At 64.0% G+C, this 22279-nt stretch carries 26 protein-coding genes; 10 read left to right on the top strand and 16 right to left on the bottom strand.

Annotated features, from left to right (window positions below):
• The first annotated feature begins 52 nt into the window (after positions 1-52).
• From LT40_RS18625 to dxs, 3 genes are all read left to right on the top strand, one after another.
• Positions 53-295: an exodeoxyribonuclease VII small subunit gene (locus LT40_RS18625; protein ID WP_043192596.1), complete on the top strand. Its 243-nt coding sequence runs from the start codon at positions 53-55 to the stop codon at positions 293-295.
• Complete coding sequence (locus tag LT40_RS18620) at positions 292-1179, top strand: polyprenyl synthetase family protein (protein ID WP_043192594.1); 888 nt, start codon at positions 292-294, stop codon at positions 1177-1179. Before LT40_RS18625 ends, LT40_RS18620 begins: the two co-directional genes overlap by 4 nt.
• A gap of 92 nt (positions 1180-1271) precedes the next feature.
• Positions 1272-3170 carry a 1-deoxy-D-xylulose-5-phosphate synthase gene (gene dxs, locus LT40_RS18615; RefSeq protein ID WP_043192592.1) on the top strand — a complete coding sequence of 633 codons (1899 nt, stop codon included), beginning with the start codon at positions 1272-1274 and terminating at the stop codon, positions 3168-3170.
• A gap of 44 nt (positions 3171-3214) precedes the next feature.
• Here the strand turns inward: dxs and ribA are convergent, their stop codons facing one another.
• The 10 genes from ribA to nrdR all read right to left on the bottom strand — a co-directional run bounded on the left by ribA (position 3215) and on the right by nrdR (position 10774).
• Complete coding sequence (gene ribA / locus LT40_RS18610) at positions 3215-3856, bottom strand: GTP cyclohydrolase II (RefSeq protein ID WP_052393470.1); 642 nt, start codon at positions 3854-3856, stop codon at positions 3215-3217.
• Positions 3857-3933: 77 nt separating this feature from the next.
• On the bottom strand, positions 3934-4677 hold the full coding sequence (locus LT40_RS18605) for a substrate-binding periplasmic protein (RefSeq protein ID WP_043192590.1): 744 nt from the start codon (positions 4675-4677) through the stop codon (positions 3934-3936).
• Between the two features lie 37 nt (positions 4678-4714).
• On the bottom strand, positions 4715-5224 hold the full coding sequence (locus LT40_RS18600; protein ID WP_043192588.1) for a phosphatidylglycerophosphatase A family protein: 510 nt from the start codon (positions 5222-5224) through the stop codon (positions 4715-4717).
• On the bottom strand, positions 5221-6186 hold the full coding sequence (gene thiL, locus LT40_RS18595; RefSeq protein WP_043193825.1) for a thiamine-phosphate kinase: 966 nt from the start codon (positions 6184-6186) through the stop codon (positions 5221-5223). The genes LT40_RS18600 and thiL overlap by 4 nt, the downstream gene beginning before the upstream one ends.
• A gap of 17 nt (positions 6187-6203) precedes the next feature.
• A complete protein-coding gene (gene nusB, locus LT40_RS18590; protein WP_043192587.1) occupies positions 6204-6704 on the bottom strand; it encodes a transcription antitermination factor NusB in 501 nt (166 codons plus the stop codon).
• Positions 6701-7177 carry a 6,7-dimethyl-8-ribityllumazine synthase gene (gene ribH / locus LT40_RS18585; RefSeq protein ID WP_043192585.1) on the bottom strand — a complete coding sequence of 159 codons (477 nt, stop codon included), beginning with the start codon at positions 7175-7177 and terminating at the stop codon, positions 6701-6703. Before ribH ends, nusB begins: the two co-directional genes overlap by 4 nt.
• Positions 7178-7306: 129 nt before the next feature.
• The gene (ribBA, locus tag LT40_RS18580) at positions 7307-8398 is read right to left on the bottom strand and encodes a bifunctional 3,4-dihydroxy-2-butanone-4-phosphate synthase/GTP cyclohydrolase II (protein ID WP_043192583.1); all 1092 of its coding nucleotides are present in this window, start codon (positions 8396-8398) and stop codon (positions 7307-7309) included.
• A 34-nt stretch (positions 8399-8432) separates the two neighbouring features.
• Positions 8433-9095: a riboflavin synthase gene (locus LT40_RS18575; protein WP_043192581.1), complete on the bottom strand. Its 663-nt coding sequence runs from the start codon at positions 9093-9095 to the stop codon at positions 8433-8435.
• Positions 9096-9140: 45 nt separating this feature from the next.
• Positions 9141-10304: a bifunctional diaminohydroxyphosphoribosylaminopyrimidine deaminase/5-amino-6-(5-phosphoribosylamino)uracil reductase RibD gene (ribD, locus tag LT40_RS18570; RefSeq protein WP_043192580.1), complete on the bottom strand. Its 1164-nt coding sequence runs from the start codon at positions 10302-10304 to the stop codon at positions 9141-9143.
• Between the two features lie 5 nt (positions 10305-10309).
• Complete coding sequence (gene nrdR / locus LT40_RS18565) at positions 10310-10774, bottom strand: transcriptional regulator NrdR (protein ID WP_161804299.1); 465 nt, start codon at positions 10772-10774, stop codon at positions 10310-10312.
• A gap of 107 nt (positions 10775-10881) precedes the next feature.
• On the opposite strand from nrdR, the gene LT40_RS18560 reads away from it, so the two are divergent.
• Positions 10882-11343 (top strand): YbaY family lipoprotein, encoded by a 462-nt coding sequence (locus LT40_RS18560; protein ID WP_043192575.1) that lies wholly within the window; start codon positions 10882-10884, stop codon positions 11341-11343.
• A gap of 100 nt (positions 11344-11443) precedes the next feature.
• Entirely contained in the window at positions 11444-12316 is an 873-nt protein-coding gene (gene trxA, locus LT40_RS18555; protein WP_043192573.1) for a thioredoxin, read from the top strand.
• Between the two features lie 40 nt (positions 12317-12356).
• On the opposite strand, the gene LT40_RS18550 is transcribed toward trxA, so the two are convergent.
• Complete coding sequence (locus tag LT40_RS18550; RefSeq protein ID WP_043192571.1) at positions 12357-12725, bottom strand: hypothetical protein; 369 nt, start codon at positions 12723-12725, stop codon at positions 12357-12359.
• A 183-nt stretch (positions 12726-12908) separates the two neighbouring features.
• Here LT40_RS18550 and LT40_RS18545 point away from each other — a divergent pair, with 183 nt between their 5' ends.
• The 5 genes from LT40_RS18545 to LT40_RS18525 all read left to right on the top strand — a co-directional run bounded on the left by LT40_RS18545 (position 12909) and on the right by LT40_RS18525 (position 16810).
• On the top strand, positions 12909-13502 hold the full coding sequence (locus LT40_RS18545) for a DUF2796 domain-containing protein (RefSeq protein WP_043192569.1): 594 nt from the start codon (positions 12909-12911) through the stop codon (positions 13500-13502).
• A gap of 3 nt (positions 13503-13505) precedes the next feature.
• Positions 13506-14225, top strand: coding sequence for an ABC transporter ATP-binding protein (locus LT40_RS18540; protein WP_043192568.1), 720 nt, complete (start codon positions 13506-13508; stop codon positions 14223-14225).
• Complete coding sequence (locus LT40_RS18535; RefSeq protein ID WP_043192566.1) at positions 14225-15490, top strand: ABC transporter permease; 1266 nt, start codon at positions 14225-14227, stop codon at positions 15488-15490. Before LT40_RS18540 ends, LT40_RS18535 begins: the two co-directional genes overlap by 1 nt.
• An 11-nt stretch (positions 15491-15501) precedes the next feature.
• Positions 15502-16017, top strand: a complete 516-nt coding sequence (locus LT40_RS18530; protein WP_043192564.1) for a DUF3299 domain-containing protein — start codon at positions 15502-15504, stop codon at positions 16015-16017.
• A gap of 94 nt (positions 16018-16111) precedes the next feature.
• Positions 16112-16810, top strand: coding sequence for an OmpW/AlkL family protein (locus tag LT40_RS18525; protein WP_043192562.1), 699 nt, complete (start codon positions 16112-16114; stop codon positions 16808-16810).
• A 65-nt stretch (positions 16811-16875) separates the two neighbouring features.
• On the opposite strand, the gene LT40_RS18520 is transcribed toward LT40_RS18525, so the two are convergent.
• The 5 genes from LT40_RS18520 to LT40_RS18500 form a co-directional block, all read right to left on the bottom strand.
• Positions 16876-17805, bottom strand: coding sequence for an NAD-dependent epimerase/dehydratase family protein (locus LT40_RS18520; RefSeq protein WP_043192560.1), 930 nt, complete (start codon positions 17803-17805; stop codon positions 16876-16878).
• Entirely contained in the window at positions 17798-18682 is an 885-nt protein-coding gene (locus LT40_RS18515; protein ID WP_043192557.1) for a sugar nucleotide-binding protein, read from the bottom strand. The genes LT40_RS18520 and LT40_RS18515 overlap by 8 nt, the downstream gene beginning before the upstream one ends.
• Positions 18683-18843: 161 nt before the next feature.
• On the bottom strand, positions 18844-19977 hold the full coding sequence (locus LT40_RS18510) for an acyltransferase family protein (protein ID WP_043192555.1): 1134 nt from the start codon (positions 19975-19977) through the stop codon (positions 18844-18846).
• Between the two features lie 291 nt (positions 19978-20268).
• Positions 20269-20799: a single-stranded DNA-binding protein gene (locus tag LT40_RS18505; RefSeq protein ID WP_043192553.1), complete on the bottom strand. Its 531-nt coding sequence runs from the start codon at positions 20797-20799 to the stop codon at positions 20269-20271.
• Between the two features lie 9 nt (positions 20800-20808).
• Positions 20809-22203: an MFS transporter gene (locus tag LT40_RS18500; RefSeq protein WP_043192551.1), complete on the bottom strand. Its 1395-nt coding sequence runs from the start codon at positions 22201-22203 to the stop codon at positions 20809-20811.
• Between the last annotated feature and the right edge of the window lie 76 nt (positions 22204-22279).

Below are 22279 nucleotides of genomic sequence, written 5' to 3'. Positions count from 1 at the left end.
GCCTGTCTGCTAACGTCGCCCGGTTTCAATCCCTCTCGCCGAGACCGCTGCCATGGCCCGCAAAAAAGCCTCCCTGGATTTCGAACAATCCCTTGCCGACCTGCAAACGCTGGTCGAACGCCTGGAGAACGGCGAGCTCTCGCTGGAAGATTCGCTGAGCGCCTTCGAGAACGGCATCCGCCTTACCCGCGACTGCCAGAGCGCCCTGGCCCAGGCCGAGCAGAAAGTGCAGGTCCTGCTGGAAAAGGACGGCGAACTCACCGAAGAACCCTTCGAAACGGAACAGCCTGAATGATCGCTGCCTACCAGGCTCTCTGCCAACAGCGCGTGGATGGCGCCCTGCAAGGTCTGTTCGTGCCGCCCTCGGCGCAACTGGCCCGGCTGTACCAGGCCATGCGCTACAGCGTCATGAACGGTGGCAAGCGAGTCCGCCCGCTGCTGGCCTATGCCGCTTGCGAGGCCCTGGGCGCCGACGCGCGCCAGGCTAACGGTGCGGCCTGTGCCGTTGAACTGATTCACGCCTACTCGCTGGTGCACGACGACCTGCCGGCCATGGACGACGACGACCTGCGCCGGGGCCAGCCGACCACCCACAAGGCGTTCGACGAAGCCTGCGCAATCCTCGCCGGCGACGGCCTGCAGAGCCTGGCCTTCACCGCGCTGCTCGACCCGCTCCTGAGCCCGCAGAGCGATGCCATCCGGCTGAGCATGGTCCAGGTACTGGCCCAGGCCGCCGGTCCGGCCGGCATGGTCGGCGGCCAGGCCATCGACCTGGGCTCGGTAGGCCTGCAACTGGACCAGCACGCGCTGGCATTCATGCATCGGCACAAGACCGGCGCCTTGATCGAAGCCAGCGTACGCCTCGGCGCGCTGGCCAGCGCACGTGCCGAATCCGCGCAGCTCGAATGCCTGCAGGACTACGCCCAGGCAGTGGGGCTGGCCTTCCAGGTGCAGGACGACATCCTCGATGTCGAAAGCGATACGGCCACCCTGGGCAAACGCCAAGGTGCCGATATCGCCTTGAACAAACCCACCTATCCAGCCCTGCTTGGTCTGGAAGCGGCCAAGCTCTATGCCCTGGAGCTGCGCGACCAGGCCTTGCACGCCTTGCAGCCTTTCGATGCCGCAGCCGAGCCGCTGCGCGAGCTGGCACGCTACATTGTGACGCGCCGCAACTGACATTGTGACGCCATGCAACTGACGAGCGCGTGCGCAGCCGACGCCGCATCAGGTAAACTGCTTCATTCTTAAAACTCATAACGATTCGCCTGATGCCCACGACGTTTCAAGAGATCCCCCGCGAACGCCCGGCGACGCCATTGCTCGACCGTGCTGACACTCCTGCCGGCCTGCGCCGTCTGGGCGAAGCCGAGCTCGAAACACTGGCAGACGAACTGCGCCAGGAGCTGCTCTATACGGTCGGCCAGACCGGCGGGCATTTCGGTGCCGGCCTGGGCGTCATCGAGCTGACCATCGCCCTGCATTACGTCTTCGACACGCCCGACGATCGTCTGGTCTGGGACGTGGGCCACCAGGCCTATCCGCACAAGATCCTCACCGGTCGCCGCGAACGCATGGCCAGCCTGCGCCAGAAGGACGGCATCGCCGCCTTCCCGCGCCGCAGCGAAAGCGAATACGACACCTTCGGCGTCGGTCATTCCAGCACGTCCATCAGTGCCGCGCTGGGCATGGCGATCGGCGCGCGCCTGCAAAACAGCGGGCGCAAGGCGATTGCCGTGATCGGCGATGGCGCGCTCACAGCAGGCATGGCGTTCGAAGCGCTCAACCATGCGCCGGAAGTCAACGCCGACATGCTGGTGATCCTCAACGACAACGACATGTCGATTTCGCGCAATGTCGGCGGCCTGTCCAACTACCTGGCCAAGATTCTTTCCAGCCGCACCTACACCAGCATGCGCGAAGGCAGCAAGAAGGTCCTCTCGCGCCTGCCCGGTGCCTGGGAAATCGCCCGCCGCACCGAGGAATACGCCAAGGGCATGCTGGTTCCCGGCACCTTGTTCGAAGAACTGGGCTGGAACTACATCGGCCCGATCGACGGCCACGACCTGCCGACGCTGGTCGCCACCCTGCGCAACATGCGCGACCTCAAGGGTCCGCAGTTCCTGCACGTGGTCACCAAGAAGGGCAAGGGCTTCGCCCCGGCCGAAGTCGATCCGATCAGCTATCACGCCATCACCAAGCTCGACCCTCTCGACGCACCCGTCGCAGCCCCGACCAAGGCCAGCGGGCCGAAGTACTCGGGCGTGTTCGGGCAATGGCTGTGCGACATGGCCGAGGCCGACCCTCGCTTGGTCGGCATCACCCCGGCCATGAAGGAAGGTTCGGACCTGGTCGCCTTCAGCGAGCGTTTCCCCGAGCGCTACTTCGACGTCGCCATTGCCGAGCAGCATGCGGTAACCCTGGCGGCTGGCATGGCCTGCGAAGGCGCCAAGCCGGTGGTGGCGATCTATTCCACGTTCCTGCAGCGCGGCTACGATCAACTGATCCACGACGTGGCGGTGCAGAACCTCGACGTCCTGTTCGCCATCGACCGCGCCGGCCTGGTGGGCGAAGACGGCCCGACCCACGCTGGCAGCTACGACCTCTCGTACCTGCGCTGCATCCCCGGCATGCTGGTGATGACGCCCAGCGACGAAAACGAGCTGCGCCTGATGCTCAGCACCGGCCACCATCATCCGGGCCCGGCAGCTGTGCGCTACCCGCGCGGCAATGGTCCGGGCGCGGTGATCCACCCAGGGCTGGACAGCATCGAGATCGGCAAGGGTGTGGTACGTCGGCAGGGTCGTGGAATCGCCATTCTGGTGTTCGGCGTGCAATTGGCCGAGGCCCTGACGGTGGCGCAAAAGCTGGACGCCACGGTCGCCGACATGCGCTTCGTCAAGCCGCTGGACGAGCAACTGGTGCGTGAACTGGCCGACAGCCACGATCTGCTGGTTACCCTGGAAGAGAACGCCATCATGGGTGGCGCCGGTTCGGCGGTCAGTGAGTTCCTGGCTCGCGAAGGCGTGCTCAAGCCGGTGCTGCACCTGGGCCTGCCGGATGCCTACGTGGAACACGCCAAGCCGGCGCAGATGCTGGCCGAATGCGGGCTGGATGCGGTGGGCATCGAAGCGGCCATCACCCTGCGTCAGCGCTTTCTGCAAGGCTGACGACCTTACCGTGCAGAGCTGACGCCGTCAGCCCTGCACGCGCGCTACACCCCTTCGCTACCCTTGCGGATCGTTCCCACCACTTCGCCCTGATGCTCGTTGCCCATCATGTGGCCAAGCTTGCCGGCCTTGGTCGCCAGGTAGTACTTGTTGTGCGGATTGTGCCCAGTGTGCAGCGGCACGCGTTCGGCAACGTTGATGCCCATGTCGGTCAAGGCCTTGACCTTGCGCGGGTTGTTGGTCATCAGGCGCAGGGCCTTGACACCCAGATGCTCGAGCATCGGTTCGCACATGCCGTAGTCGCGTTGATCGGCAGCGAAGCCCAGGCGCTCGTTGGCCTCGACCGTATCGGCGCCGCCGTCCTGCAGCTCATAGGCGCGGATCTTGTTCAGCAAGCCGATACCCCGACCTTCCTGACGCAGGTACAGCAATACGCCACGGCCTTCCCGGGCAATGGCCTGCAACGCGGCCTCGAGCTGCGATCCGCAGTCACAGCGTTGGCTGAACAGCGCATCCCCCGTCAGGCATTCCGAATGCAGACGCCCCAATACGGGCGCACCGTCAGCCACATCGCCCAGGCTGAGCACGACATGCTCGCGGCCTGTGGCCTCATCGAGGAAACCATGCATGGTGAACAAAGCGAAAGGCGTAGGAAGCTGAGAAGCAGCGACAAAAACGACGGGCACCGGGTGCTCCTGATTCTTGATGAACTTGACAAGGGCAGTATTGTAACAGCAGCTCTGCGGGCCTGCTCAGCGGATGATCAAGGCGCTGGCCGCGGAGGGTCGAATGGGTAGGGTTGGCCCCAGCGCTGGTAGATCTCACGCAGCTGCCCGGCCTTGACCAGTTGCTCCATGCGCTGGTCATAGACCGCGAGCAGCGCTCGGCCGCGCGGGCTGTCGCTGAACCCCAGGTACAGCGGCAACTCGGCCACGTGTACACGCTTGAAACGACCGGGATCGGCTGCCTGACGCAGGATCACTTCGATTTCGGTCAGGGCATCGACGTAGTAATCGGCACGATCGTGTTCAAGCATCGGCAGGATGCCATTTCGGCGCTGGACTTCGTTATAGGTCCGCGCGTCGGGCAGGTATTTCTGAAACTGGTAACCGCGTACCCAGGCCAGGCGATAGCGGCCCAGGCTGGAGAAATCGACCTGAGGCTTGTCGGCCAGGCTCAATGCATAGATATGGTCGGTGTCGTAGTGCCAACGCGGGTACAGGGCGTGCGTCTCGTTCTGGTAGGAACCGACCCAGGCATCGGCCTGGCCCTGCTGGACCAGCCCAACCGAACGGATATAGGGCTCGGTGCGGGTGACCACGGCAACGCCCGCTGGCTGGAACACCTCACGCAGCACATCCCAGGCCAGGCCACTGCCATCGGCATTGGTATAGTCTTCCCAGGCCTCGCTGACCAGATCGATGTGCGCACGCTGCGGTAACACGCCTGCACTGGCTGCCCAGCACGCTAAAACCGCTGTCCCCAGCAACCATCGCCACCGACCCATCTGCCGTGTCCTCAAGACCGATTCGCACGAAGCCGGTTCACATAAAGCTCCAGCCCCACACCAGCAACTGCATGGCCAACCAGGCGAACACCCCGGCCAGCACGTCGTCGAACATGATACCCACACCCCCATGCACATGGCGATCTATCCAGCGAATCGGCCACGGCTTGAGAATGTCGAAGAAGCGGAATACCAAAAACCCCACCAGCAGCCACACCCACCCTTCAGGCACCAACCACAGGGTGATCCACATGCCCACCATCTCGTCCCAGACAATGCCTTCGTGGTCGTGCACGCGCAAGTCGTCGGCAACCTTGCCGCACAGCCAGATGCCGAACAGCATGCTTACGCCCAGCATCAGCCAATAGCCCCAGTCGGGCAACATCTGCCACAGCGGAATGAACGGCACGGCGACCATCGACCCCCAGGTACCCGGCGCCTTGGGCAAGGTTCCGGAGCCAAAACCGAAGGCCAGGAAATGCCATGGATTACGCCACACCGAAGGGGGCACGAACTCCGCTGGAACCTGGTTGGGATGGTCTGTCACGGTGTCTCCGCAAAATGTTGGTAGCCCCGGATCGTCGGGGTGATGTCCTGGCCATGACGATCGACCAGCGTGACGCCCTCGCCAGCATTCACTTGGCCGATGACGAAAAACACCGCACCTTCGGCGCGCAGGGTGGCTTCTTCTTCAGGCGGCAGGGTGAAAGCCAGTACATAGTCATCACCGCCGCTCAGGGCTGCCGCCCAGGCACCTTCCAGGCCAAGCAGCGACTGCAGGGCATTGGACACCGGCAGCCGCTCGCGTTCCACCCGCAGGCCGACTTTCGACGCCGTGGCGATATGGCCACAGTCGGCCAACAGTCCATCGGAGATATCCAGCGCGGCGCTGGCCCTGCCGCGCAATGCCTGACCCAGTACGAACTGGGGCAAGGGTGACCAGTAGTGAGCCAGCAAGGGCCCGGCCACGTCCGGCGCGGCGCGACGCTGGCCCAGGACCAGCGGCAGGGCGCCTGCGGCGTTGCCCAAGCGGCCACCCACGCACAGCAGATCACCTGGCCGGGCGCCGCTGCGGGTCAGGGCCAGGCCTTGGGGCAGGCTGCCGAACACGGTCAGGGTCAGGCTCAGCGGGCCACGCGTGGTGTCACCGCCAACCAGGCGTAGCGCACAGCGCTCGGCCATGGCATCCAGGCCGCTGGCGAACCCTTCCAGCCACTGCGCCGAAACGCTGGGCAAGGTCAGGGCCAAGGTGAAACCCAAGGGGCTGGCGCCCATGGCGGCCAAGTCGCTGGCTGCAACGGCCAGGGCGCGCTGACCCAACAGCAAGGGATCGGCACCTTCGGGAAAGTGCACGCCGGCAACCAGCGTGTCGGTGGATACCGCCATCTGCTCGCCAGGCGCCAGCGCCAGCAAGGCGCAATCGTCGCCGATGCCCAGGGCGACACCCTCGCCAGCCCGGGCACAGGCCGCCGCTGCGAAATAGTGTCGGATCAGCTCGAACTCGCCCATGGGCTGCATGTCGGCGATCAGCGCTTGTGCGCTGCTACTTCCGGACCGCGCAGGGTCGGCGCCAACTTGTCGAGCACGCCGTTGACGAACTTGTGACCGTCGGTGGAACCGAACACCTTGGCCAGCTCGATGCCTTCGTTGATGACCACACGGTACGGCACGTCGACGCGCTTGAGCAGTTCCCAGGTGGACAGGCGCAGCACGCCCAGCTCGACCGGGTCGAGTTCGTCGATGGCGATGTCCAGGCACGGTGCCAGTGCGCCGTCGATTTCATCGAGGTTGGCCGGCACACCGTGGAGGATTTCGCGGAAATATTCGCCGTCGACGTCCTTGAAGTCGTTGTCGACGCGAAACTGCGCTTCGATTTCGTTCAACGAATGCTTGGCCATGTGCCACTGGTACAGGGCCTGGGTCGCCAACTGGCGGGCTTCGCGACGCTTGGCGCTGCGCGAAGGCTTGCCGGCGTCTGCAGGCTTGGGATCGCGTGGATTGAAGCGATCGCTTTCGTCGTTGATCACTTGGCCTCCAACTGCGCCAGCAGGCTGACCATTTCCAGGGCCGACAGCGCGGCTTCGGCGCCCTTGTTGCCTGCCTTGGTGCCAGAGCGCTCGATGGCCTGCTCGATGGTGTCCACGGTCAGCACGCCGAAGGCGACCGGCACGCCGAACTCCATCGACACTTGGGACAGGCCCTTGGTGCACTCGCCGGCGACGTATTCGAAGTGCGGCGTGCCGCCCCGAATGACTGCGCCCAGTGCGATGATCGCGGCGTATTCGCTTTGCTGGGCGACTTTCTGCGCCACCAGCGGGATCTCGAACGCACCGGGCGCGCGGATGATAGTGATGTCGCTTTCGCTGACGCCATGGCGAACCAGGGCATCGACGGCACCGCTCACCAGGCTTTCGACGACGAAGCTGTTGAAGCGGCCAACCACCAGGGCGTAGCGACCTTTGGGGGCAATGAAGGTACCTTCGATGGTCTTCAGGGTCATTCGGGTCTGTCTCATCTTAAAGAGCCAGGCCGCCTGGAGGCGGCCTCTGCGGATAATGGATCACGAACATCGAGGCTGCACATCACGGGCCGGCCAGCGTATCGCCGCCGCAACCCTTGCAGCCTGTGTTTATTCGGAGGGCACGTATTCTACAACTTCCAGATCGAATCCGGATATCGCATTGAACTTCATTGGCGAGCTGAGCAGGCGCATCTTGCGCACGCCCAGGTCGCGCAGGATCTGAGAACCGGCGCCTACGATGCTGTAGGTGGTCGGTGTTTTCGCCGTGGCCTGCCCTGCACTTTCGCGCAAATGGGCCAGCAGCACGTCACCATCCTGCTGGTGGCCGAGCAGCAGCACCACGCCACTGCCGGCCTCGGCAACCGCGCTCATGGCGGCCCGCAGGCTCCAGCGGCCGGGCTGCTTGACCATCAGCAAGTCGCGCAGCGGGTCCATGTTGTGCACCCGTACCAAGGTCGGCTGGTCCGCCGACACGGTGCCCAGGGTCAGCGCCATGTGCACGTCGCCCTCCACCGAATCACGGTAGGTGACCAGGTTGAACTGGCCCAGCTCACTGTCCAGCGGCTGCTCGGCAATCCGCTGAACGGTACGTTCATGGATCATCCGATAGTGGATCAGATCGGCGATGGTGCCGATCTTGATGTCATGTTGGGCTGCGAACACTTCCAGCTCGGCGCGCCGCGACATGGTGCCGTCGTCGTTCATCACCTCGCAGATCACGCCGCTGGGCTCGAAGCCGGCCATGCGCGCCAGGTCGCAGGCGGCCTCGGTATGGCCGGCGCGGGCCAGGGTGCCGCCCGCCTGCGCCATCAACGGAAAGATGTGCCCAGGGCTGACGATGTCCTCGGCGCGGGCCTCGCGTGCAGCTGCAGCCTGCACCGTGCGCGCACGGTCGGCGGCGGAAATGCCGGTGGTCACGCCCGTGGCCGCTTCGATGGACACGGTGAACTTGGTACCGAAGCCCGAGCCATTGCGCGGCGCCATCAGCGGCAGTTTCAGCGTCTCGCAGCGCTCGCGGGTCATCGGCATGCAGATCAGGCCGCGCGCGTGGCGGGCCATGAAGTTGATGTGCTCGGCCTTGCAGCATTCGGCGGCCATGATCAGGTCGCCTTCGTTTTCGCGGTCTTCGTCATCCATCAGGATGACCATCTTGCCCTGGCGAATGTCTTCCACCAGCTCTTCGATCGTGTTGAGCGCCACGCGGCACCCCCTTGTGTTCAGAACAGCGCGCTGTTCAGGATTTCAGGTAGCCGTTGGCGGCCAGAAAGCTTTCGCTGATCCCGCCATGGCTCGACTCGCTGGCCTTGTCGCCCAGCAGCAGACGCTCCAGGTAACGCGCCAGCAGATCGACCTCCAGGTTGACCAGGCGACCGGGACGGTAGTCGTCCATGATGGTTTCGCTCAGCGTGTGCGGAATGATAGTCAGGGCGAACTCGGCGCCGTCCACGGCGTTCACCGTCAGGCTGGTACCGTCGACGGTGATCGAGCCCTTGTGGGCGATGTACTTGGCCAATTCCTTGGGCGCACGGATGCGGAATTCCACCGCACGGGCGTTTTCCTGACGCGAGACCACTTCGCCGACACCGTCGACATGACCGCTGACCAGATGCCCGCCCAGGCGCGTGGTGGGAGTCAGGGCCTTTTCGAGGTTGACCCGGCTGCCGTTCTTGAGCTGATGAAATGCAGTGCAGTCCAGGGTTTCGCGGCTGACGTCGGCAACGAAACCGTTGCCCGGCAGTTCGACGGCCGTGAGGCAGACGCCGTTGATGGCAATGCTGTCGCCAAGCTTGACGTCGGCCAGGTCGAGCTTGCCGGTGTCCACGTGGACGCGCACGTCACCGCCCTTGGGGGTCAACGCACGGATGCTGCCGATGGATTCGATGATGCCGGTGAACATGAGTCCTCCTCGAGAACAAAGCTGGCGCCAGGCGCAAGCCGAAAATTATACGCGCTTTGCCGGCGCCGTAGCGGGTGGCGGTGCGAAGGGCGCGGCCGGGACGGCGATCACACGCCAGTCTTCGCCCACCGCCGTCATTTCGATGATCTGCAAAGGCGCCGCCTCGCTCATGCGCGCCAACGGCCAGTCGAGCAACGGCCGCGCCGTGGAACCCATGAACTTGGCGGCAATGAAGATCTGGTATTCGTCCACCAGGCCCTGGCGAGCGAAGGCACCCGCTAGGCTCGCCCCGGCTTCCACGAGCAGCTCATTGATGCCCCGCCGTGCCAATTCGATGGACAGCTGCGGCAGATCGACCCGCCCATCCTCACCCGGCAGGCTCAACAGCTCATGGCCGTCCCGGGCGTATTGCAGATGGGCTGCCGGGTCTGCACAGGTCACCACCAGCGCTGGCCCGGCCTGGAAGAACGGCGCATCCAGCGGCACCCGCAGGCGGCCGTCGATCAGAATGCGCAGCGGCACCCGGCGAGTGGCCAGCTCAGTGGTCTCGGCATCCAGGCCCAGCTCGGTGGCGCGTACGGTCATGCGCGCGCCATCGGCGATCACGCTGTCGGCACCGGTCAACACAGCACTGGACTGGGCCCGTAGGCGCTGTACCGCCGAGCGCGCGGCGGGGCCGGTGATCCATTGGCTCTCGCCACTGGCCATGGCCGTACGCCCGTCCAGACTCATGGCCAGCTTCACGCGGACGTAAGGCCGGCCCTGTTCCATGCGTTTGAGAAACCCCGGGTTCAGCGCGCGGGCCTCAGTGGCGAGCAGCGGACAGGTGACGGCGATGCCCGCTTGCCGCAGGCGCTCCAGGCCCTTTCCGGCCACCTGCGGATTGGGATCCTGCATCGCCACCACCACCCGCGCCACCCCCGCTTCGACCAAGGCATCGGCGCATGGCGGCGTACGCCCGTGGTGGCTGCACGGCTCCAGCGTCACGTAGGCCGTGGCACCCCGTGCGCGATCGCCGGCCTGGCGCAACGCATGCACTTCGGCATGGGGGCCTCCGGCCTGCACATGCCAGCCTTCGCCGACCGTTTCGCCGTCTCGCACGAGCACGCAACCCACACGCGGGTTGGGGTGCGTGGAATACACCCCCTTGCGCGCCAGTTCCAGAGCGCGGGCCATGTGCAGGGCGTCGTTGGCTGCCAGGTCGGACATGCAGGTCACTCCTTGGCGGGCTCGCGGGCCAGGCGGTCGATTTCCTCGCGAAATTCGTCCAGATCCTGGAAGCGTCGGTAGACCGAGGCGAAACGGATATAGGCCACTTCATCGAGCTTCTGCAGCTCGGTCATGACCCACTCGCCCACGACCAGCGACTTGACCTCACGCTCGCCCGTGGCGCGCAACTGATGCTTGATGTGCACCAGGGCCGCTTCGAGGCGCTCGACGCTGACCGGGCGCTTTTCCAACGCTCGCTGCATGCCGGCGCGCAGTTTTTCCTCGTCGAAAGGCTGGCGACTGCCGTCTTGCTTGATCAGCCGCGGCAGCACCAGTTCGGCGGTTTCGAAGGTGGTGAACCGTTCACCGCAGGCCAGGCACTCACGGCGCCGGCGAACCTGCTCGCCTTCGGCGACCAGACGTGAATCGATGACCTTGGTGTCGTTGGCACCGCAGAAGGGACAGTGCATGGTGGCAGGCAACAAAAAAAGGGAGGGCCATGGTAGCGCATCCCACTGGCAAGACAAGCCCGAGCCTTTGCGGTATACAGACGGTTCTACTTTCGTTGGGTCTCGAAATGCCGTCCAAGTCGCTCGTTCTGCTCGCTCTTTTCAGCCTGCTCGCCGCCTGCAGCAGTGATGCGCCCAAGCCTGCGGCCAGCGTCACGCCGCCTGCAGCCGCACCCGCGCCGGTCATCAAGGCACCCGTCGACCTCGGCCCGTTGCCGGCCTACCAGCGCCAGCTCAGCGGCAACCTGCTCGGCGTGCCTGCCGGCGCCGAAGTCGAGATGGCCCTGCTGGTCATCGACTCGAAGGGACGCCCGCAGAAACTGCTGGCCAGCGCCAAGCAACGCGGCACCGCGCAACCACTGCCCTTCCAACTGCGCTTTGCCGCCGAGGCTTTCCCGGCCGGCTCGCGGGTCGAGCTGCGCGCACGTGCCAGTCAGTCGGGGCAGTTGATCCTGCACCTGCCCGCCGTGCAGATCAGCCAGCCAACCACGCAGCTATTGGGCAACCTGGAAATGATCAAGGCCCCTTGAAGCGGCCCGGCAATGCCCACCGCCTGGCCACCCGAGCGGCGGTGGTGGGCCTGATTCGAATCCCTTATAGTCCACCGAACCGCTGATCCTCGAGATTCACATGAGTCAAGAAACCCCCTACATCTTCGACGTGACCACTGCCGATTTCGATCAGTCCGTCATCCAGAATTCCTACATCAAGCCTGTGCTGGTGGATTTCTGGGCCGAGTGGTGCGCGCCCTGTAAGGTGCTGATGCCCTTGCTGCAACAGATTGCCGAAGGCTACGCAGGCGAGCTGGTGCTGGCCAAGGTCGACTGCGACGCCGAGCCCGACATCGTCGGCCGTTTCGGCATTCGCAGCTTGCCTACCGTGGTGCTGTTCAAGGACGGCCAGCCGGTAGACGGCTTCGCCGGCGCACAGCCGGAATCGGCCATCCGTGCGATGCTCGAACCCCATGTCCAGATGCCGCCCCCGGCGGCAGCCGATCCGCTCGAACAGGCGCAGGCGCTGTTCAACGAGAGCCGCTTCGGCGAGGCCGAGCAGACGTTGAAAGGGCTGCTTGCCGAAGACAATGCCAACCCTGGCGCGCTGATCCTGTTCGCCCGCTGCCTGGCCGAACGCGGCGAGCTGGACGAGGCACAGCAGGTGCTCGATGCCGTCAGTGGCGACGAGCACAAGGCCGCACTGGCCGGCGCCAAGGCGCAGCTGACGTTCCTGCGCCAGGCCAAGGCCCTGCCCGATGTGGCGGATCTCAAGGCTCGCCTGGCTCGCGACGCGGGCGACGACGAAGCGGCGTACCAGTTATGCATCCAGCAGCTGTCGCGCCAGCACTACGAAGCGGCACTCGACGGCCTGCTGCAATTGTTCATGCGCAATCGCAGCTACAGCGAAGGGTTGCCGCACAAGACGCTGCTGCAAGTGTTCGAATTGCTCGGCAACGATCACCCACTGGTGACCACCTACCGCCGCAAGTTGTTCGCCGCCCTGTACTGATGGGTTGCGCAGGGACCTGCCAGGCGAGCGGTCCTTCCCGCTAGCCGACCCAGCAATAGACCGGTGCATCCGCGCCGGCTTCCACCTTCACCTGCGGACAATGGCGCAGGCGTACCAGCATCCGCTTGCCAGCCGCCACGTCGCCCACCAACCCCTGAACCTGATCCAGCAACGCCGGCCCCTCGATGCGCCCTGCCTGCTCAAGCAGCAACAGCACGCTGTGCCAGGCGCCATCGTCCCCGGTCTTGCTGTGGGCGGCCGTGGTTGCCGTCGTTGAAGCGCCTTCGGACCCGGTCGCAGCCTCGGGCAACCGCGTAAAGTGCCCGGCAAGGTGTGCCCAGTCCTGAGCGTCTATCTCTATGGCCAGGTCCACCGGCAAGTGGCCCACGGTGCCTTTGATTCTGATCATGCCGATACCCTTTCATAACGAGGGATCGTTGTAGCAGCGCCTCATCGGTGACGCAATCCCGCCATCGGCTTCATGTCAGTCGCACGCATTGCCTGAAGCGAACATGAATCTTCGTCCATACATGGCAGTACAATGTAAATTTGTTATAACATTGCGTTTCCATACCGCTCACGAGATTCCTTTATGCGCCGTCTCATGCTTGCCCTGCCCTTTGCCCTGCTGCCCCTCGTCGCCCACGCCCACGAGGAAGGCCACGATCACGAGCATGAACACGAGCACGGCAGCCTCGGCGCCCATGAACATGGCGTGGCCCGCCTGGACGCTGCCCTGGATGGCCAGACGCTGGAACTGGAGTTGCAAAGCCCGGCCATGAACCTGGTGGGTTTCGAACACGCCGCCAGCAGTGATGCCGATAAAGCCAAGGTTGCCGCAGCCCGCAAGACCCTGGAGCAACCCCTGGCGCTGTTCAGCTTGCCCGCCGCCGCTGGCTGCAAGGTCACCGACCAGGAACTGGAAAGCCCGTTGTTCGGCGACAAGCCGGATCACGAGCACAGCGCCACGCAAGCCAAACAGGGCGATGAGCACCATCACGAGCACAGCGAGATTCACGCCCACTACCACTTCACCTGCGCGTCACCAAAGGCCCTTGACCACTTGGACCTGGCTCGCCTGTTCAGCACCTTCCCCGCCACCCAGAAAATTCAGGTACAACTGATCGGCCCGTCCGGCCAACAGGGCACGGACCTCACTCCCACGCACAGCAGCCTGAAATTCTGACCCATGAGCGATGCATTGATCGAGCTGGCCGAACTGGGCTTTGCCTGGCCCGGCCAAGCGATGTTGCTGGATATCCCTGCGTTCCGCCTGGAGTGTGGGGAAACCCTCTTTCTCAAAGGCCCCAGCGGCAGTGGCAAAACCACCCTGCTTGGCTTGCTCGGTGGCGTGCACACCCCACAACGCGGCAGCGTCCATTTGCTTGGACAGAACCTGAGCGAGCTGAGCTTCGCCGCCCGTGACCGGTTTCGCGTCGAGCACACTGGCTACATCTTCCAGCAATTTAACTTGCTGCCGTTTCTGTCGGTACGCGAGAACGTGGAACTGCCCTGCCGCTTCTCCCGACGCCGCGCCGATCGTGCCGGGCAGCGCCATGGCAGTGTCGCGCAGGCAGCCACGCAGCTGCTGGCCCACCTTGGCCTGAGCGACCCGGACCTGCTCCAGCGCCGTGCCGATACCCTGTCGATCGGTCAGCAGCAACGGGTGGCGGCCGCACGCGCGCTGATCGGCCAGCCCGAACTGGTGATCGCCGACGAGCCGACTTCGGCCCTGGACAGCGATGCCCGCGAAGCCTTCATTCAACTGCTGTTCGCCGAATGCCGCGCAGCGGGCTCGAGCCTGCTGTTCGTCAGCCACGATCAAAGCCTGGCCCCCCTGTTCGACCGCCATCTGTCCCTGGCCGAGCTCAATCGCGCAGCGCGCCCTGCCTCATCCGAGGTGTCTTGATGTACCTGCTTCGTCTTGCCCTGGCCAGCCTGGCCAACCGCCGCTTCACCGCGTTTCTGACCGCTTTCGCCATTGCCCTCTCGGTGTGCCTGTTGCTGGCTGTGGAACGTGTGCGCCACGAAGCCCGTGCCAGCTTCGCCAGCACCGTCAGCGGCACCGACCTGATCGTCGGCGCCCGCTCCGGCTCGGTGAACCTGCTGCTCTACTCGGTGTTCCGCATCGGCAACGCCACCAACAACATTCGCTGGGACAGCTTCGAGCATTACGCCAACAGCCCCCAGGTCAAATGGGCCATCCCCATCTCGCTGGGTGACTCGCATCGCGGCTACCGGGTCATGGGCACCAACCAGAGTTACTTCGAGCACTACCAGTACGGTCGCCGGCAGTCCCTGCAACTGGCCCAGGGCCGCGCCTTCCAGACCGATCCCTTCGAAGTCGTGCTTGGCGCTGAGGTGGCCGACGCCTTGCACTACAAGCTCGGCGACAAACTGGTGCTGGCTCACGGCGTGGCGGCCATCAGCCTGGTCAAGCACGACGACAAGCCGTTCACCGTCGTCGGCATCCTCGCGCGCACCGGCACACCGGTCGACCGCACGCTGCACATCAGCCTGGGCGGCATGGAAGCCATCCACATCGACTGGAAAAACGGCGTACCGGCTCGCGGTGCCGGGCGAATAAGCGCCGACCAAGCACGCAACATGGACCTGACACCCAGCGCCATCACCGCCTTCATGGTCGGCCTCAACAGCAAGATCGCCACCTTCGCCCTGCAACGCGACATCAACGAGTTTCGCGGCGAGCCACTGATGGCGATTCTTCCCGGCGTGGCCCTGCAGGAGTTGTGGAGCCTGATGGGTACCGCGGAGCAGGCTTTGTTCGTCATTTCGGTGTTCGTCGTGCTCACCGGTCTGATCGGCATGCTCACGGCGATCGTCACCAGCCTCAACGAGCGACGTCGCGAAATGGCCATCCTGCGCTCGGTCGGTGCGCGCCCCTGGCACATCGCCGGCTTGCTGATTCTCGAAGCCTTTTCCTTGGCGCTGGTGGGGATCCTGGCTGGCATGGCATTGTTGTACCTGAGCATTGCCTGCGCCCAAGGCTACGTGCAGTCCAACTACGGTCTGTACCTGCCACTGAGCCTGCCCAGTGCCTATGAGTGGTCGTTGCTGGGGATCATCCTCGCGGCCGCCGTGGTCATGGGCGCGATACCGGCCTGGCGCGCCTATCGGCAATCCCTGGCCGACGGTTTGTCGATTCACTTGTGAGGATTCAACCTATGTTGCGCGCGGTAATGGCCCTGTTGCTGTTGACCAGCCTGTCGCTGTCCGCGGCCGAGCTCAAGGAAGTCAGCTGGGAGGCGCTGATCCCGCCGGATGCGCCCAAGCTGGTGCCACAGATGACACCCATGCACGACCTGGCGCAGATGGGCACCGCCCTGGCCGAAGCCGGACCCGCAGCCCACCAGCAGGCGCCCGATGCACCGGTGGTCCAGGCACTGGACGGGCAGCAGTTGCGCATCCCCGGCTACATCGTGCCGCTGGAAGTGAACGAGGCCGGTCGAACCACCGAGTTTCTCCTGGTGCCCTACTTCGGCGCCTGCATCCATGTGCCACCGCCGCCGTCCAACCAGATCGTGCACGTGACCAGCGCGGTCGGCGTCAAGGTCGAAGAGCTCTACCAGCCCTACTGGATCGAGGGGCCCATGCAGGTCAAGGCCAGCAGCAGTGACCTGGCGCAGGCGGGCTACCAGATGGCTGCCGCGAAGATCTATGCCTACGAGCTGCCGGACTGAGCCATTGGCCTTTCATTGAGCCAGATCAAAAAGCCGAGCCGGTGTACTGACTACCATTGGGCGAATTTCCTTCGCACTATCCAATGGAGCCCCCATGAACAAGTCCTTGCTCGGCGCCTCTCTGATTGCCATGGCGCTGGCAGCCCCCCTGGCCCAGGCACACCAGGCTGGCGATCTGATCATCCGCGCCGGTGCCGCCACCACCGCGCCCAATGAAGACAGCGGCCAGCTCAAGCTAGACGGCGTCAAGGTCGCGGGCACCAAGGCCACTCTGGACAGCGACACCCAACTGGGCCTGGCCTTCGCCTACATGCTCACCGACCACGTCGGCATCGAGCTGCTGGCGGCCACGCCGTTCCAGCACACCGTGGGCGTGCGCGGAGTCAGCGCTGCCACCGGCATCGCCGGGCTTGACGGCAAACTGGCGGACGTCAAACAACTGCCCCCTACCCTGTCCCTGCAGTACTACCCACTGGCACCGACCTCACGCTTCCAACCGTACGCCGGCGTCGGCATCAACTACACCCTGTTCTACGACGAAGACCTAAGTGGTGCGCGCAAGCAACAGGGCTTCAACAATCTCAAGATTCAGGATTCGGTGGGCATCGCCGGGCAACTGGGGTTCGACTACATGCTCAGCGAGCACATGATGGTCAACGCATCGGTCTGGTACGTCGACATCGACACCAAGGCCAGCGTCGACGGCCCTACCGCGCTGGGCGTGGGCCGTACCAAGGTCGACCTGGAAGTCGACCCGTGGGTGTACATGGTCGGCGTGGGCTACAAGTTCTAGACGCGCTTACCGCCGCCCGCCCTTCGCCCATTGCGGGCGTGGGCTGGCACGCAAAAGTGAAAAGCCTATAACCCCAGCAGACGCCGCAGCCCTTCTTCCAGCGGCGTCACCGGCCCCAGTTCGAAACGTTCCAGCAGCCGGGTATTGTCGGCCCGTGAGTGACGGATATCGCCGCCCCGCGCCGGCCCATGGCTCACCGCCGGCAAACCGCCGAGCACCGCGCCCAGCCCCGCCAGCAGCTCATTCAACGAAGTCGCCTGATTCAGCCCCACGTTCACCGGCCCTGCTTGCACAGTCGGCTGCTGCAACCCTTGCATCAGCAAGGTCACCAGATCACCCACATAGAAGAAATCGCGGGTCTGCTCGCCGTCGCCGAACAGACTGATAGGCTGCCCGCGCTGCGCCCGCTCGCTGAAAATACTGATGACGCCCGAATACGGCGAGGAAGGATCCTGCCTCGGCCCGTAGATATTGAAGAAGCGAAACACAACCGGCTCCAGGCCGTGCTCGCGACGGTAGAAGTCCAGGTAGTACTCGCTGGCCAGCTTGTCGGCTGCGTAAGGCGTCAGCGGCGCCTTGGTGGTGTCTTCGCCAACCGCTTCGCCCTCGCCATTGTTGCCATACACTGCGGCGCTGGAAGCGAACAGCACTCGCTTGACCCCTGCCAGGCGCATGGCCTCGCACAGGTTCAAGGTGCCGATGAAGTTGCTCTGATGGGTTTTCACCGGATCGTCCACCGAGGCCTGCACCGAAGCGACGGCCGCCAGGTGCACCACCGCCTTGCAGTCACGCACCACCTGGGTCATCAGCGTCGCGTCGGCGACATCGCCTTCGATCAGCTCCAACCTGGGGTTTTCCATTGGCAGGTTGCTGCGCTTGCCCGTGGACAAGTCATCCAGCACCCGCACCGAGTGACCCTCGGCCAGCAATGCATCCACCAGATGAGAGCCAATGAAACCGGCGCCGCCGGTGATCAGAATGGGTGTATCAGCCATGTCGGTAGTATCTGTCCAGAAGGCTCGGCAGGCCCGAACGCCAGGCGCGCGGCTTGATGCCGAAGGTGTGCAGGATTTTCTTGCAGGCCAGTACCGCGTGTTGCGGCTCTTCCCCTGCATCAGGCCGTGCGGCGTGGGCCTGGGCGGTAGGTGCATCGATTGCCAACGAATGCATCGTCTTGGCTTCGCTGATGATCGCCTGGCCCAGGGCCAATGCAGTAGTCGCCTCGTTGCCGGCGTAGTGGTAGGTGCCCCACAGTGGCGCTTCGCAGTCCAGTTGCTTGAGCACCGAAAGAATCACCCGCGCGGCATCGTCCACAGGGGTCGGATTGCCGCGCCGATCATCGGCCAGGGGCAACGGCTGCGGCAGCTCGGCGCGCCGCAGGTAGCGCCCCAGCACACCGTCGGCGCTGTCGTCGAGCAACCAGCCGAAACGCAGCAGCACGTGCCGCGGGCAGGCCGCGCGTACGCTCTGCTCGATGCGCCACAAAGCCTGGCCGCGCAGGCCCAAAGGCACCGGCTCGTCCTTTTCGCTATAGGCAGTGGCCCGCGAGCCATCGAACACGCGATAGCTGGAAGGCTGCAAAAGCACGATCTGATGCTCCTGGCACCGCTCGGCCAAGCGCTCCACGGCGATTTCTTGTTGGTCCAGGCGCGCCTGGCTCACTGCATCGGCCTGAAACCAGTCGAAGTAGTACGCCAGGTTGATCAGCGCATCGGGGCGGGTTTCATCGAGCAGGTCGGTGAGGCTCGCCACATCCCAACCGTTGTCCGGCGGGCGCGGGGCCAGGAAGCCGATGCCTTCTTCCGCTCCAAGGCGAATCAGCGCATGCCCCAGGGCATTCCCACCGCCCAATAGCATAAGGCGCATTCGCATAGAGTCAGCAGGTCCGTTCAAATTGACAGTTCAGATTAACCACAGGCGCGTGGTCGACAATGAAACCTTCGCCCGCACTCGAATCGAACAGCCATTTTGCGTTTTTCTGACGCTGACGTCACGCGCTATCAAAAACAGGGGCTCTTGGCAGCCCCGACACCTCAGCCAGGCACGGCCTGCACGGGCATCCGCTGCCCCAGCAGACGGCGGCCCAGCTTCTGTCCGTTGACCTCGATCAGGTGGTAGGTAACAAACGAAATCCCCACCACCGCCAACAGCACCAAGGCCACGATCAGGTTGTTGAGCCACACGTAGCCACTGTCCAGGTAGCGGAAATCCCCGAACACCGGCGCCAGCGTCAGGCCGGTCTTCTTCTCCAGCACCATGAACAGCAGGATCAACACACTCAAAATGATCACATGGGTCAGGTAGATCGAGTACGACAGCCGCCCCAGCAACTCGAACAGACGCATCTTGAGCAGGCTGGAAACGACCCCGGCATCGAATGCATACAAGGTCACCGTCAGGCAGAACAGCCCACTGGCCAGCACGGCCTTGTTCGGATCGTCGCTGCTCAGGGTCCACACAATCAACCCGCCCGCCAGGACTTCCAGCAGCGAAGCCACCCTGAACCCCAATTGCCCCTTTCGGCGCAGAATCTCGAAAACCTTGTAGCACAGGGCCCCTGCGAAGAAGCACGCCAGCCCCTTGTAGGCCAGCGCAGTAAACGGCCCCGCCCCACTGTACAAAAGCGCCCCAGCGCCGATCACGATCCCCGCCCACACCAGCACGCGACGCGCCGACGTGCACAGCACCACGGCAGCAAAGACCAGGTACATGTAGTACTCGATGCTGATGCTCCAGGACGGATAGTTGAACGACATGTTCTCGGTCAACGGCGTCCATGCCTGGATCAGCAACAGGTTGGGCAGGATCTGCGAAGGTGCATACATGCCCGTGAACGGTTCCTTGTTGAAGCTCACACCTTGCTGTGCCGCTCCCCACTTCACGAACTCGAAGAGGATGAACACCCCCAACAGGCACACATGCAATGGCGCCAGGCGAAAGGTACGCAGGATAAAGAACCGCCGCAGGTCCAGGTCATGCCGCGCACCATAGGCGTGAGTGATCACGAACCCGCTGAGCACGAAGAAAAAGTCGACGAACAGATCGGCACTGCGAAAGAACGCCAGCTCGGTCAGGCTGCCCACCACGTGCAGGTGGTACAACACCACCGCCAGTGCGCAGATGCCGCGAAGACTGTCGAGCACGTGAAAGCGTTGACCTGAAGCCATGGGTTGATTCCGTTCGAAGGGTGTATCGGCTGCAGGCAATGCGCTGTAAGCGACAGCACGTGGGCAACAGGGCTGCGAATTTCGAAAAATCTTAGTGAAGCGACGGGGCCAGGGCAAGGGAATACGCGATGCATATATTTATATTTTGCCGCTGCAAAAACAGCTGAAAAACTGACGCCAAATCAGGCTGCGAAGGCCGATTGGAAGCCGCGACCTCGCCTGCTTTTTGGCGAGCAACAAAAAGCCCCGCTGCCGGGTGGCAGCGGGGCTTTTTCGGTTCAGGCAGGCAGCTTAGAACGGAATATCATCATCAAAGCTGTCAAAGTCCGGAGCCGGTTGCTGCGCCGGCTGCTGCTGGGCAGGCGGAGCCGAACGCTGCTGCGGTGCCGACTGCTGTGGACGCGGCGCCTGCTGACGTGGGGCCGGTGCCGACTGCTGGTAGTTGTTGCCACCGCCGCCCTGCTGGTCGTTGTTCTGCGGACGGCCGCCCAACAGCTGCATGGTGCCCTGCATGTCGACGATGATCTCGGTGGTGTAGCGCTTGATACCGTCCTTTTCCCACTCGCGGGTCTGCAGCTTGCCTTCGATGTACACCTGCGAGCCTTTGCGCAGGTACTCACCGGCGATCTCCGCAACCTTGCCGAACATCGACACACGGTGCCACTCGGTACGCTCGACCTTCTGGCCGCTCTGCTTGTCGGTCCACTGCTCGCTGGTGGCCAGGCTCAGGTTGGTGACCGCGTTGCCGTTGGGCAGGTAGCGAACTTCCGGATCCTGACCACAGGTGCCGACCAAAATGACTTTGTTAACCCCACGGGCCATATCGTTCTCCTAGGCTTCGCATGCTGTCGGCGCTGGGTTGACCAGGCGCTCGAGGGCGGTGCGATCCAAAATTTCTTTGTCCAATTTGATATAGATGGCGGCCTCTTCGGCCACCACCACCGCATCTGTTACACCGGGCACGGTTTTCAGCCGCTCGGCCAATCCCGTCTCGCGCATCGCTTGGGGCGAAAGCGGCAAGCGCAGACTGGTCACGTAGGGTGGTTCGCGCATAGTAACAGCTATGGCCAGCCACAGGGCGCACAGCGCCGCGCATCCGATGAAGACCACACCCAGGCCACCGTGCTGGAACAGCCAGCCACCGAGGATGCCGCCCATGGCCGACCCCAGGAACTGACTGGTGGAATACACGCCCATGGCCGTGCCCTTGCCGCCCGCTGGCGAGACCTTGCTGATCAACGAAGGCAGCGACGCCTCGAGCAGGTTGAACGCGGTGAAGAACACCACCGTGCCAATCACCAGCGCCTTCAGGCCACTGCCGAACTCCCAGAAGAACAGCTCCACCAGCATCAGGGTTGCCACCGCGCCCAGCAGAACACGCTTCATCTTGCGCTTCTTTTCGCCGTAGATGATGAACGGAATCATTGCGAAAAAAGATACGACCAAGGCCGTCAGGTAAACCCACCAATGCTCTTCCTTGGGCAAGCCGGCGCGTTCCACCAGCGCCAGTGGCAAGGCCACAAAGCTGGCCATCAGGATCGAATGCAGGACGAAAATGCCCAGGTCCAGGCGCAGCAGGTCGGGGTGCTTGAGCGTGGCCAGCATCTCGCCCCGGGCCACGCCCGACTCGCGATGCCGCGTGTGGGCCGTCGCCTTGGGCACGACGAAAGCCACCAGGGCGATGCCGACCAAGGCCAGCACGCCGGTAGCCAGGAACAGCCCATGCAGGCCGAAGGCGCGGGTCAGCAGCGGCCCGACCACCATCGCCACGGCGAAGGACACACCGATGCTCATGCCAATCATGGCCATGGCCTTGGTGCGGTTCTGCTCGCGGGTCAGGTCCGAAAGCAGCGCCATGACTGCCGCCGATATCGCACCCGCGCCCTGCAGGATGCGTCCGGCGATCACGCCCCAGATGGAGTCGGCCTGGGCCGCGACCACACTGCCGATGGCGAAGATCACCAAGCCACCGTAGATCACCGGGCGACGGCCGATGCGGTCGGAGATGACCCCGAAAGGAATCTGTAGAAAAGCTTGAGTCAAGCCATAGGCACCGATCGCCAGACCTATCAAGGCCGGGGTGGCACCTGCTAGGTCCATGCCATAGGTCGCCAGTACCGGCAGGACCATGAACATGCCCAGCATGCGGAAAGCGAACACCAGGGCCAGCCCGCTGGCTGCGCGGGTTTCACCGCTGCTCATGCGTTCGCTGTGGGGATCGTGCATGGATAAACCTCGTGTGAACCGGTGACGATTCTACCAGTCCCACCCAGTAACGGCACAGATGGCGACGCTTTGACGC

It is taken from the genome of Pseudomonas rhizosphaerae, assembly GCF_000761155.1.
Lineage (GTDB): Bacteria > Pseudomonadota > Gammaproteobacteria > Pseudomonadales > Pseudomonadaceae > Aquipseudomonas > Aquipseudomonas rhizosphaerae.
This window is presented reverse-complemented; position numbering and strand designations above follow the sequence as displayed.

Excerpts from the sequence above, each read along its gene's own strand:
- LT40_RS18625 (WP_043192596.1), top strand. The coding sequence starts at position 53 with ATGGCCCGCAAAAAAGCCTCCCTGGATTTCGAACAATCCCTTGCCGAC.
- LT40_RS18620 (WP_043192594.1), top strand. The coding sequence starts at position 292 with ATGATCGCTGCCTACCAGGCTCTCTGCCAACAGCGCGTGGATGGCGCC.
- dxs (WP_043192592.1), top strand. The coding sequence starts at position 1,272 with ATGCCCACGACGTTTCAAGAGATCCCCCGCGAACGCCCGGCGACGCCA.
- LT40_RS18605 (WP_043192590.1), bottom strand. The coding sequence starts at position 4,677 with ATGGGTCGGTGGCGATGGTTGCTGGGGACAGCGGTTTTAGCGTGCTGG.
- thiL (WP_043193825.1), bottom strand. The coding sequence starts at position 6,186 with ATGGGCGAGTTCGAGCTGATCCGACACTATTTCGCAGCGGCGGCCTGT.
- ribH (WP_043192585.1), bottom strand. The coding sequence starts at position 7,177 with ATGACCCTGAAGACCATCGAAGGTACCTTCATTGCCCCCAAAGGTCGC.
- LT40_RS18575 (WP_043192581.1), bottom strand. The coding sequence starts at position 9,095 with ATGTTCACCGGCATCATCGAATCCATCGGCAGCATCCGTGCGTTGACC.
- ribD (WP_043192580.1), bottom strand. The coding sequence starts at position 10,304 with ATGTCCGACCTGGCAGCCAACGACGCCCTGCACATGGCCCGCGCTCTG.
- nrdR (WP_161804299.1), bottom strand. The coding sequence starts at position 10,774 with ATGCACTGTCCCTTCTGCGGTGCCAACGACACCAAGGTCATCGATTCA.
- LT40_RS18560 (WP_043192575.1), top strand. The coding sequence starts at position 10,882 with ATGCCGTCCAAGTCGCTCGTTCTGCTCGCTCTTTTCAGCCTGCTCGCC.
- trxA (WP_043192573.1), top strand. The coding sequence starts at position 11,444 with ATGAGTCAAGAAACCCCCTACATCTTCGACGTGACCACTGCCGATTTC.
- LT40_RS18550 (WP_043192571.1), bottom strand. The coding sequence starts at position 12,725 with ATGATCAGAATCAAAGGCACCGTGGGCCACTTGCCGGTGGACCTGGCC.
- LT40_RS18545 (WP_043192569.1), top strand. The coding sequence starts at position 12,909 with ATGCGCCGTCTCATGCTTGCCCTGCCCTTTGCCCTGCTGCCCCTCGTC.
- LT40_RS18540 (WP_043192568.1), top strand. The coding sequence starts at position 13,506 with ATGAGCGATGCATTGATCGAGCTGGCCGAACTGGGCTTTGCCTGGCCC.
- LT40_RS18535 (WP_043192566.1), top strand. The coding sequence starts at position 14,225 with ATGTACCTGCTTCGTCTTGCCCTGGCCAGCCTGGCCAACCGCCGCTTC.
- LT40_RS18530 (WP_043192564.1), top strand. The coding sequence starts at position 15,502 with ATGTTGCGCGCGGTAATGGCCCTGTTGCTGTTGACCAGCCTGTCGCTG.
- LT40_RS18525 (WP_043192562.1), top strand. The coding sequence starts at position 16,112 with ATGAACAAGTCCTTGCTCGGCGCCTCTCTGATTGCCATGGCGCTGGCA.
- LT40_RS18520 (WP_043192560.1), bottom strand. The coding sequence starts at position 17,805 with ATGGCTGATACACCCATTCTGATCACCGGCGGCGCCGGTTTCATTGGC.
- LT40_RS18515 (WP_043192557.1), bottom strand. The coding sequence starts at position 18,682 with ATGCGAATGCGCCTTATGCTATTGGGCGGTGGGAATGCCCTGGGGCAT.
- LT40_RS18510 (WP_043192555.1), bottom strand. The coding sequence starts at position 19,977 with ATGGCTTCAGGTCAACGCTTTCACGTGCTCGACAGTCTTCGCGGCATC.
- LT40_RS18505 (WP_043192553.1), bottom strand. The coding sequence starts at position 20,799 with ATGGCCCGTGGGGTTAACAAAGTCATTTTGGTCGGCACCTGTGGTCAG.
- LT40_RS18500 (WP_043192551.1), bottom strand. The coding sequence starts at position 22,203 with ATGCACGATCCCCACAGCGAACGCATGAGCAGCGGTGAAACCCGCGCA.